Origin of the sequence: Paracoccus sp. (in: a-proteobacteria) (assembly GCF_030604785.1) — a bacterium.
Classification (GTDB): Bacteria; Pseudomonadota; Alphaproteobacteria; order Rhodobacterales; family Rhodobacteraceae; genus Paracoccus.
Genome location: NZ_JAUVVF010000029.1, coordinates 35,664 through 46,292, shown reverse-complemented (window position 1 = coordinate 46,292; position 10,629 = coordinate 35,664). Strand labels below are relative to the sequence as shown.

Annotated in this window: 9 protein-coding genes; 3 read left to right on the top strand and 6 right to left on the bottom strand. The window is 66.2% G+C overall.

Annotation, left to right across the window (positions count from 1 at the left end; translation table 11 throughout):
* Positions 1-181 precede the first annotated feature (181 nt).
* Positions 182-2,332, bottom strand: a complete 2,151-nt coding sequence (locus QAR72_RS10695; protein WP_304617364.1) for a malate synthase G — start codon at positions 2,330-2,332, stop codon at positions 182-184.
* Positions 2,333-2,524: 192 nt separating this feature from the next.
* Between QAR72_RS10695 and QAR72_RS10690 the strand changes: the two genes are divergently transcribed.
* The 3 genes from QAR72_RS10690 to QAR72_RS10680 all read left to right on the top strand — a co-directional run bounded on the left by QAR72_RS10690 (position 2,525) and on the right by QAR72_RS10680 (position 5,712).
* Positions 2,525-3,280 carry a hypothetical protein gene (locus QAR72_RS10690; RefSeq protein WP_304617363.1) on the top strand — a complete coding sequence of 252 codons (756 nt, stop codon included), beginning with the start codon at positions 2,525-2,527 and terminating at the stop codon, positions 3,278-3,280.
* A 100-nt stretch (positions 3,281-3,380) separates the two neighbouring features.
* Positions 3,381-4,616 carry an aromatic ring-hydroxylating oxygenase subunit alpha gene (locus QAR72_RS10685; RefSeq protein ID WP_304617362.1) on the top strand — a complete coding sequence of 412 codons (1,236 nt, stop codon included), beginning with the start codon at positions 3,381-3,383 and terminating at the stop codon, positions 4,614-4,616.
* A 4-nt stretch (positions 4,617-4,620) separates the two neighbouring features.
* Positions 4,621-5,712, top strand: a complete 1,092-nt coding sequence (locus tag QAR72_RS10680) for a hybrid-cluster NAD(P)-dependent oxidoreductase (RefSeq protein ID WP_304617361.1) — start codon at positions 4,621-4,623, stop codon at positions 5,710-5,712.
* Between the two features lie 18 nt (positions 5,713-5,730).
* Here QAR72_RS10680 and QAR72_RS10675 read toward each other — a convergent pair whose 3' ends face one another.
* From QAR72_RS10675 to rfbC, 5 genes are all read right to left on the bottom strand, one after another.
* Positions 5,731-7,182 (bottom strand): hypothetical protein, encoded by a 1,452-nt coding sequence (locus QAR72_RS10675; protein ID WP_304617360.1) that lies wholly within the window; start codon positions 7,180-7,182, stop codon positions 5,731-5,733.
* Between the two features lie 141 nt (positions 7,183-7,323).
* The gene (gene rfbA, locus QAR72_RS10670; protein ID WP_304617359.1) at positions 7,324-8,196 is read right to left on the bottom strand and encodes a glucose-1-phosphate thymidylyltransferase RfbA; all 873 of its coding nucleotides are present in this window, start codon (positions 8,194-8,196) and stop codon (positions 7,324-7,326) included.
* On the bottom strand, positions 8,193-9,041 hold the full coding sequence (gene rfbD, locus QAR72_RS10665; RefSeq protein WP_304617358.1) for a dTDP-4-dehydrorhamnose reductase: 849 nt from the start codon (positions 9,039-9,041) through the stop codon (positions 8,193-8,195). Before rfbD ends, rfbA begins: the two co-directional genes overlap by 4 nt.
* Entirely contained in the window at positions 9,041-10,075 is a 1,035-nt protein-coding gene (gene rfbB / locus QAR72_RS10660; RefSeq protein ID WP_304617357.1) for a dTDP-glucose 4,6-dehydratase, read from the bottom strand. The genes rfbD and rfbB overlap by 1 nt, the downstream gene beginning before the upstream one ends.
* The gene (gene rfbC, locus QAR72_RS10655; RefSeq protein WP_304617356.1) at positions 10,072-10,629 is read right to left on the bottom strand and encodes a dTDP-4-dehydrorhamnose 3,5-epimerase; all 558 of its coding nucleotides are present in this window, start codon (positions 10,627-10,629) and stop codon (positions 10,072-10,074) included. Before rfbC ends, rfbB begins: the two co-directional genes overlap by 4 nt.

The window sequence follows — 10,629 nt, the reverse complement described above, 5'->3', positions numbered from 1 at the left end:
TTGGACAGCCCGACATAGCCGATCCCGGCAACGGCGATGGTTTTCTTCGACATGCGTTTTCCTCAACCTGCGGCATGGGGCGGATGGGCCCCATCGCCTTATGGCTGCTGCGCCGAGGGATGAAAACGCCGAAAAAACCGACCCTGCGGCAAGGCGCCGATGGCGCCCCGCCGCAGGCGCATCAGGCCCGTGCCAGCGCCTTGGCCTCCTTGCGGCGGGCATGCAGCGCGGGTTCGGTATAGCCCGAGGGCTGTTCGGTCCCGGTCAGGATCAGGTCGCGCGCGGCGGCAAAGGCAGGGCCATCGAAGCCCGGCGCCATCGGGCGATAGGCGGGATCGCCCGCATTCTGGGCATCGACCTTGACCGCCATGCGGCGCAGCGCGTCCTCGACCTGGTCGCGGGTGATCAGGCCGTGTTCCAGCCAGTTGGCCAGATATTGCGCGCTGATCCGACAGGTGGCGCGATCCTCCATCAGCGGCACGTCGTCGATATCGGGCACTTTCGAGCAGCCGATCCCCTGATCGACCCAGCGCACCACATAGCCCAGGATGCCCTGCGCGCTGTTGTCCAGCTCACGCAGGATCTCGTCGCGCGTCAGCGGCTCGGAGGCGAGGGCGGGCGTCAGCAGCAGGTCCAGATCGGGCAGCGCCTTGCCCGCCAGCTCCGCCTGGCGCGCGGCGACATCGACCATGTGGTAATGCATCGCATGCAACGTCGCGGCCGTGGGGCTGGGCACCCAGGCGGTCGAGGCGCCCGATTTCGGATGGCCGATCTTGACCTCCAGCATCTCGGCCAGGGCGTCTGGCTTGGCCCACATCCCCTTGCCGATCTGGGCGCGGCCCTTCATCCCGGCGGCCAGGCCGATCAGGACGTTGCGATCCTCGTAGGCCTGAAGCCAGGTCGAGGCCTTCATGCCCGCGCGCCCGACAAAGGCGCCGCCCTGCATCGAAGTGTGTATCTCGTCGCCGGTGCGGTCCAGAAAGCCCGTGTTGATGAAGACGATGCGGTTGCGGATCGCATGGATGCAGGCGGCAAGGTTGGCGCTGGTGCGGCGCTCTTCGTCCATCAGGCCCAGCTTCACCGTATTGGCCGGCAGGCCGAGCACCCTTTCGACATGGGTGAAGACGCGGTCCGCAAAGGCGGCCTCGTCGGGGCCGTGCATCTTGGGCTTGACCACATAGACCGAGCCCACGCGGCTGTTGCCGGGCCGGTCGCCGCGCTTCAGATCGTGCATGGCGCAGGCGATGGTGACCATCGCGTCCATCAGCCCTTCGGGCGTCTCGGCGCCGTCCTTCAGAACCGCGTCGGTCGTCATCAGATGGCCGACATTGCGGACCAGCAGCAGGGCGCGGCCCGGCAGGGTCAGGGCGCTGCCATCGGGCCGGGTGATCTGGCGGTCGCCGGCCAGTCGGCGGGTCAGCGTCTTACCGCCCTTCTCAAAGCTTTCGACCAGATCGCCCTTCATCAGGCCCAGCCAGTTGGCGTAGACGCCGATCTTGTCCTCGGCATCGACGGCCGCGACGCTGTCCTCGCAATCCTGGATCGCGGTCAGCGCGGCCTCCATCACCACGTCGCGCAGGCCGCTTTGGCAGGCCGCGCCGATCGGATGGTCCGGGTTCACGACCAGTTCCACATGCAGCCCGTTATGGCGCAGCACATAGGCCGTGTCGCCGCCCTCGCGCCGGATGCCGATATAGGCCGCCGGATCGGCCAGACGCACGATCTGGCCCGCAACCGTCGCGGTCAGACCCTGTTCGTCGGCGCCATAGGCCGTCACCTCGGCATGGCTGCCCGAGGCCAGAGGCAGCGCCTGATCCAGGAAGGCGGCCGCCTTGGCCACGACCGCATCGCGGCGCGCCGGATCGATCCCGCCGCCCGCAGGCGGCGGCCCCATCACGTCCGAGCCATACATCGCATCATAGAGCGAGCCCCACCGCGCATTCGCCGCATTCAGCGCGAAACGGGCATTGCTGACCGGCACGACAAGCTGCGGACCGGCAAGGCTGGCGATTTCGGGATCAACGGCGCCGTTCTCGACCGCAAAGGGCGCGGGTTCGGGGACCAGATAGCCGATCTCGGTCAGAAAGGCGCGATAGGCAGCCGCGTCCCAAGGCTGGTTCCCGCGCGCCTTGTGCCAGGCGTCGATCCGGGCCTGCAACTCGGCCCGGCGGTCCAGCAGCGCGCGATTCTCGGCCATGAAGCCGTCCAGCAGACCGGCATAGCCCTGCCAGAAGGCATCGGCCTCGACGCCCGTGCCCGGCAGCACCTGATCTTCGACGAAGCGGGCGAAATCCTGATCGACCTCCAGCCCGTGACGGGTGACGCGTGCCATGTCTTCCTCCTTGCAGGTGATGCCTTGCCGCATGGCTTACGACAGTTGCAGGCCTCTGCCAAGACGGTCGGAATATTTTTCCACAAATGGAAAAAGCCGGAAAATGCGGCGGGGCGCGCTCGGTCGCGCAGAAAGCCGTCGCAGCCTTGCGCCGTCGTGATATTCAGCAGGAACCAGACCGGAGGACGATTGATGATCCGCGCGCATATGGCCAGTTTTCCACCCCGCAGCGGGGTCATCCGGCAGGCCATAGGCTCGCTTCTGCCGCAGGTGGACCGGCTTTTTCTGTGCCTGAACCAGTTTGATTCGGTCCCTGGCTGGATCGCGGACGAGCCGAAGATCGAGGCGATGATCCCTCCGCGCGATCTGAAGGATGCGGGCAAGTTCGCCTTTGAGCCCGGCCCCGATGACTGGGTCTTCACCGTCGATGACGACATCGCCTATCCGCCCGATTACGTCGCGGCGACGCTGGCGCAGATGGACCGTCTGGACCCCGAGACCAGCGTGATCGGCCATCTGGGCAATGCCTGGCTGGAGCGCGGGAAGCTCGGCCAGATGGGCTGGAAGACGGTCATGTTCTGGAAACGATCACCCCATCTGATGAAGGTTGATATCCTTGGCACCGGCACGACCTGCCAGCTGGGGCGCAACCTGCCCCGGCTGGACCAGATCGAGGACGCGGCGGGCTTCGTCGACCTGCGCCACGCGCGGCTGCACGCCGAGGCCGGGCGCTGGCTGTGGGTGTCACCGCATGAGCAGGACTGGATGCAGAGCCTGATGACCGAGGACCTGCGCCCGACCTCGCTGTTCGACACGGTGAACCGCCAGCAACCGCCCGCGATGATGGCCGAGATCTCCGCCGTGATCGGCAGTCGCAGCCCCCATTCCGGCCTGCATTACGGGCATATGGTGAAACAGGGGTTGGTCCGGCAGAGGCAAATGTCGTGAATGTCTGTTTCCGCAGGCTGAATGTCGCAAATCGCCCAGTCCGTCGGCGGCAGGACGGTAGTCTGGCGCAAACTCAGCCTGCCGCAGGATTCGCCGCGCCATGAACACCACCCCCACCACCGCCGAGCTGATCGCCACCCGCCAGCCCGGTCATTCGCTGCCGCGCGACCTCTATTGCGGAGAGCAGGCCTTCCGCGACGATCTGGAACAGATCTGGTATCGCGAATGGCTGTTCGCGGGCCCGGCCTCGGCCCTGCCCAAGACCGGCAGCTACATCACCATGCAGGTCGGCGATTACCCGGTGATCCTGACGCGCGGCGCCGATGGCCGCATCCGGGCCTTCCACAATGTCTGCCGCCATCGCGGCCAGCGCCTGTGTTCCAAGGCCAGCGGCACCAATCCCAAGCTGGTCTGCCCCTATCACCAATGGACCTACGATCTGGACGGCAAGCTTCTCTACGCCCGCGACATGGGCGAGGGCTTCGATGCCGGGAAATACGGCCTGAAGAACGTGCATTGCGTCGATCTGGGCGGGATGGTCTTCATCTGCCTGGCCAAGGTGCCGCCCGCGATCAACGATCTGGCCTCGCAGGTGATGCGCTATCTGGCGCCGACAGAACTGGCCAACACGAAGGTCGCGCAGGTCTCGACCATCATCGAAAAGGGCAACTGGAAGCTGGTCATCGAGAATAACCGCGAATGCTATCATTGCGGCGGCAGCCACCCCTCGCTGTGCCGCACCTATTCCGACGATCCCTCGATGACCGCGATGGAGGGCCCCCACGCCGCCAGCCCCGAGATCCTGGCCCATTGGGAGCGCTGCGAGGCCGCCGGCCTGCCCTCGCGCTTTGTGAACCATCCGCGGATGCAATGGCGTCTGGCGCGGATTCCGCTGCTGAACCACGCCGAGAGCTACACGCTGGACGGCAAGAAGGCCGTGTCGCGCCGTCTGGGCAAGATGCCCTTCGATGATGCGGGCAGCCTGCTGTTCTTCCATTACCCCAACACCTGGAACCACTTTCTGGCCGATCACTCGATCGTCTTCCGCGTCCTGCCGGTCAGCCCGACCGAGACGCAGGTCACGACCTGGTGGCTGGTCCATCCCGACGCGGTCGAGGGGACGGATTACGACCTCGAGAACCTGACCCATGTCTGGACCCACACCAATGACGAGGATCGACTGGTGGTCGAGGAAAATCAGGCCGGCATCCTGTCTCCCGCCTACGAGCCCGGCCCCTATTCGACCCTGCAAGAGGAAGGCGTCGTCCAGTTCGTCGACTGGTATTGCGAGACGATGGCCGACCGTCTGACCCCCACCCGCGTCGCGGCCGAGTGATCCGATGCCCAAACCCCGCCTGAACTGGGCCGCCGAGCCGTGGTCGGATGACGAGCCGCTGGAATGCGTCATGGTCATCCCGGAAACCCGCGACACCGCGACCTTCATCTTTCGCGCTCCGTCCGGGGCATGGTTCGACTATCAGCCGGGCCAGTTCATCACGCTGGACCTGCCGGTCGATCCCGCCAGGGGCCCTGCCGGCAATGTGCAGCGCACCTATACGATCAGCTCGTCCCCCTCGCGACCGCTCTCCATCTCGGTGACGGTCAAGGCGCAGGCCGCCTCGATCGGGACGCGCTGGATGCTGGATCATCTGAAGCCCGGCATGCGGCTGAAGGCTTTCGGCCCCGCCGGAATCTTCAGCTTTCACCGCCATCCGGCGAAGAAATACCTGTTTATCTCGGCCGGATCGGGCATCACGCCGATGATGTCGATGTCGACCTGGTCCTGGGATCAGGCGCAGGACACCGATATCGTGTTCGTCCATGCCGCGCGGACGCCCTCGGACATCATCTTCCGCGAGCGTCTGGAACAGTTCGCCGCCCGCGTGCCGGGGCTGCAACTACGCTTCACGGTCGAGCAGCCCGAGCCCTTCAAGACCTGGCACGGCTATCAGGGCCGCCTGTCGCAGATCATGCTGGGCCTGATGGCGCCCGACTATCTGGAACGCGAGGTCTTTTGCTGCGGCCCCGAGCCCTTCATGCAGGCCGTGCGCGAGATGCTGGTCTCGCTTGGCTACGACATGGACCGGTATCACCAGGAGAGCTTCGGCGCCCCGATCGCGACCGAGGCCGAGGCCCCGGTCATCGAGGATGTCGCCCCCGATAGCGAATCGCGTGCGCAGGTGGTCTTTTCCGCCAGCGGCGTGACGGCCTCCTGCACCGAGACCGACACGGTTCTGGCCGTGGCCAAGCGCGCAGGGCTGAACATCCCTTCAGGCTGCACCTTCGGGCTGTGCGGCACCTGCAAGATCCGCAAGACGGCGGGCGAGGTGCACATGGTCCATAACGGCGGCATCAGCGACGAGGACATTGCCGAAGGCTGGATCCTCGCCTGCTGCTCCAACCCGCTTGGCCGGGTCGAGGTCGAGGTCTGACCCCGACCCGCCCGGCCCTCAGCGCGCCTGCGCGGCGGCGGGCTGGATGATCCAGGCCATCATCTGCTGAGAGATGGCAGGGCGCAGCTTGCGGTCATCCCCCGCCAGCTCTGTCTCCAGCGACAGCAGGTCGGTCTGCTCCAGGTGCTGGGCGAAACGATACATCGCATTGACCCCAGCAGGGGACTTGATCCCCTTATGCGCGGTCTTGAAGACGCGCCGCGCCTCGTCGTCCAGCATCGACCACAGAAAGCCCGCCATCACGTCCTTGCGCCACTGCGGGGCCGATTCCTCGGCCTTGCGGATCGCATGGACCGCCATCTTGCGAGCATCATCAAATCCGGGTGCCTGGCCCGAGGCGTGCACGGCGTCGGCGGCGGCGCTGAAATGATCGATCGCCTCCTTCCAGAAGCCGTTCAGGTCGTGGCCCAGCTTCTGCAGGATGTGCATCCGTGAATTGGTGATGCGGTTTTCGCCGATCAGGAAGCGCAGATGGTCGATGCCGATACGGTCGCCCGGCGTGGCCAGAGCCGAGAGTATCTGCTGCGTCAGAACGGCATCCGGCGTCTTTTCAGCATGCAACGGCAGCGGCTCGCCCGACGTAAGGTTGCGCAGTAGGGGCCTTGCCTCAAGGATATCGGCATCCGGGCGGACGAAGAAGTCGTCCGGCAGCGCTCGGCCCGCGATCAGCGAGACATAGCCAATATGGGTATGCAGACGCGGCACGTGTCGGTTGCGTTGACGCACATCCTCGGAGGCGTTGACCACGCCGGTATCGGAAAAGTCGAAATAGTGCGCGCCCGTCTGATGCGCGAGGATCGAGCCGATCGACTGGTCGTGCCGGTGGTCGCGGAATTGCGGATGGGTCGGTGCCAGTTCGTCCGGCTGGTCGGTCAGCGCGCGCGGATCGCGGCAGAACTCGACCCATTTCTCCAGAAAGGCGAAGCTGGCTTCCGAGGGCATGAACAGCAGCGGCCCCGCGCAGACCTGCGCGGCGCGAAGCATCTCGTCGGTATCGGCGCCCATCAGCACGAAGGCGTCGCGCTTTGTATATTCCCCCTGCACTTGCCAAGCGCCGATGAAGCCGTGGATGAACCGGTTGGGCGTCATGGCGCACAATTCGACGGCTGCATGGGGAAAGCTCGGAAACTGACGGAACGCGCCCTTTTCGTAGCGCCCCGCATCGTTATAGATCACGATGTCGTCGGGCCCGCATTCGCGCAGCTTCTGCAGGATGATCCACGGCTTCCACAGCCAGTAGCCTGCGCCGCGCGGCTGTTCGAGGATGAAGCGGTTCTCCTCCCAGAAAGGCGTTTGGCGCAGCGCTGCCTCGGTCACGTGCTCGGCGCTGTCGAAGCCGACGGCAAGGGCCGCGTCGCAGTAATCCTGAGCGTTGGTGGCAAAGGGATCGACGCCGTTGGAATAGACGAGGAAATGGGCTTTGTTGATCCTGCTATTGCCACGACGCATGTTCACTCCCAGAAAACAGCCCCTTGGACAGGGCGGAAAATATTCAAGTTCTGATAATCCCACAGCAAACGCGCGGTTTGCAAGCTGGCAGTCCGTTCAGCTTTTATACGTCAGGCCAGTCGCGCCGGTTTCGTGTTTCGCTCAGCCAAGCAGACGCAAAAGATAGGCACCGTATTCCGTCTTGCGGAACAGTTCGGCCCGCGCGCGCAGCTGATCGGCCGAGATCCAGCCCGCCTCGTAGGCGATCTCCTCGGGGCAGCCGGTCTGCAGGCCCTGACGGTTTTCCAGCGTGCGGACGAAGTTGCCGGCATCCAGCAGGCTTTCATGCGTGCCGGTATCCAGCCAGGCAAAGCCGCGACCCATCCGCTGGACGGTCAGCGCGCCCTCGGCCAGATAGCTGTCCAGAAGCGCGGTGATCTCAAGCTCGCCACGCCCCGATGGGGTCACGCGGCCCGCCCGTTCGGGCGCGCTGCCGTCGAGGAAATAGAGCCCGGTCACCGCCCAGGGCGAGATCGGCGCATCGGGCTTTTCGACCAGACCGGTGGGGCGGTCATCGGCATCGAACAGCACGACGCCGTAGCGCTGCGGATCGCGGACGCGATAGCCGAAGATCGTGGCGCCGCTCTGCCGCGCATCGGCCTGATGCAGCAGGGGCGGCAGACCGTGGCCGAAAAAGATGTTGTCGCCCAGAACCATGGCCGAGGGCGCGCCGTCCAGGAAATCCGCCGCCAGCAGATAGGCCTGCGCCAGCCCGTCGGGCGAGGGCTGCACGATCCATTCGAAATGCAGCCCCCACTGGCTGCCATCGCCCAGCAGGCGCTGGAATTGCGACTGGTCCTGCGGCGTGGTGATGATCGCGATCTCGCGGATGCCCGCCAGCATCAGCACCGTGACCGGATAATAGATCATCGGCTTGTCATAAAGCGGCAGCAGCTGCTTCGAGACGGCCATGGTGATCGGATAAAGCCGCGTGCCGCTGCCCCCGGCCAGAATGATCCCCTTGCGTGCGGTCATGTCGCCCTCAATTCGGCCAGAACCCGGTCCAGCCCGTCACGCCAATCGGGCCGGGCCAGCCCAAAGTCGCGCGCGATGGCCGCGCAGTCCAGCCGCGAATTCAGCGGACGGCGCGCCGGCGTCGGGTAGTCGGCGCTGGCGATGGGCCGGATGCGGCAGGCCAGCCCCGCCCGCGCCATGATGCGCGCGGCAAAGCCCGCCCAGCTGGTCTGCGGATCGCCCGCGAAGTGATACAGCCCGCCCTTGCCCGGATCGGCCTGCATCGCGTCCAGCATGTGCAGCGCGGCCGTGGCGATAGCATGGGCAGGGGTCGGCCCGCCAATCTGGTCATCGACCACCGACAGTTCGGACCGTTCAGCCCCAAGCCGCAGCATCGTCATGACGAAATTCGTGCCATGCGCGCTGAAGACCCAAGAGGTCCGCATGACCGCCCATTGCCCGCCCGCCTGCGCCACGGCCTGTTCGCCCGCCAGCTTCGAGGCGCCGTAAACGCCCAGAGGGCCGGTCGGCGCATCCTCGGCCCGCGCCTGGTCGCCGCTGCCGTCAAAGACGTAATCGGAGGACAGATGCAGGAAGGGAATGCCCTCGGCCGCCGCCGCCCACGCCATCGCGCCGGGGGCCAGCGCGTTCACGGCACGGGCGGTCTCTGAATCGCTCTCGGCACGGTCCACCGCCGTGTAGGCGGCCGCGTTCAGCACCGCCTTTGCGCCGCGAATGGCGCGGGCACAAGCCTCGGGGTTGGTCAGATCGGCCTGATCACGGCCCAGAAACCGCGCCTGTGGCGCAAGGCGCGCCACCTCGCGCGCGACCTGTCCGCTGCGGCCAAAGACCAGAAGGCCCTGCATCAGGCGCGGCCCAGACGCTTGCCGACACCGTCACGCGCCAGAAGCGGTTCCCACCAGTCGCGGTTCTCAAGATACCAGGCCACGGTCCGGCCCAGCCCCTGATCCAGCGTGACCGAGGGGCTCCAGCCCAGTTCGCGCCGGATGCGCGCGGGGTCGATCGCATAGCGCCGGTCATGGCCGGGGCGATCCTCGACAAAGGTGATCAGCCGGTCATGCGGTGCGCCTGAGGGGTTCAGCCGGTCCATATGGGCACAGATCATGCGCACCAGATCCAGATTGCGGGCCTCGGCCTCGCCGCCGATGGCGTAGCTGCGCCCGACCTCGCCGCGCGTCAGGACGGCCAGCAGCGCCTCGGCGTGATCCTCGACGTAAAGCCAGTCGCGGATATGCGCGCCGTCGCCATAGACCGGGATCGGCCGCCCGGCCCGCGCGTTCAGGATCACCACCGGCACCAGCTTTTCGGGAAAGTGGAACGGCCCGTAATTGTTGGAGCAATTCGAGACGACGACCGGCAGCCCGTAGGTCTCGCCCCAAGCACGCACCAGATGGTCGCTGGCGGCCTTGCTGGCGGAATAGGGGCTGCGCGGGTCATAGGGCGTCGTCTCGTCGAAACGCCCCGTCGCGGGCAGCGAGCCGAACACCTCGTCCGTCGAGACATGGTGCAGGCGGAACCCTTCGGGCCGCGTCTGCTGCCAATAGGCGCGCGCGGCCTCCAGCAGGTGAAAGGTGCCGGTCACGTTGGTGTCGATGAAGGCGGCAGGCCCGTCGATGGAACGGTCCACATGGCTTTCGGCGGCCAGATGCATGATCGCGTCGGGCCGATGCGCCGCCAGAATGCGGTCAAGCGCGGGCCGGTCGCGGATATCGGCATGTTCGAACGCATAGGCCGGATGCCCGGCGACCGAGGCGACATTGGCCAGGTTCGCGGCATAGGTCAGCGCGTCCAGATTGACGACCTGATGGCCCCGCGCCACCGCCAGCCGCACCACGGCGGACCCGATGAAACCCGCCCCGCCGGTGACAAGGATCTTCATGCGCCCCCCATCACGAAGGGCGATTGCCAATCGGCAAAGGCGGGCGCGGCGCGGTCCTTGTCGGACAGGACCGGATCACTGACGCCCCAGTCGATGCCAAGCGAATCCCACCGGACGGACCCGTCGCTGTCCGCGTCGTAGTGGGCGGTGCATTTGTAGATGATCTCGCTGTCAGGCTCCAACGTGACGAAGCCGTGCAGAAAGCCCGCCGGGATCCACAATTGCAGGCCGTTCTCGAAGCTGAGTTCGCGCGCGAGCCATTGCCCGTAATGGGCGCTGCCCCGCCTTGCATCGACCGCCACATCCAGGATACGCCCCCGCCCGCAGCGCACCAGCTTGCCCTGCGCATGGGGGGGCGCCTGATAATGCAGGCCCCGCAGCGTGCCGGCGGCGCGGGACAGCGAATGGTTGTCCTGCACGAAATCCGGCAGGTCCAGCCCGGCCTGCCGCAAGCTGCGCCGGTTCCAGCTTTCCGAAAAGAAGCCGCGCGCGTCACCGTGCCGGGCAGGGGTCAGGGCCAGAACGCCGGGCAGAGAGGTTTTCACGATCCGCAT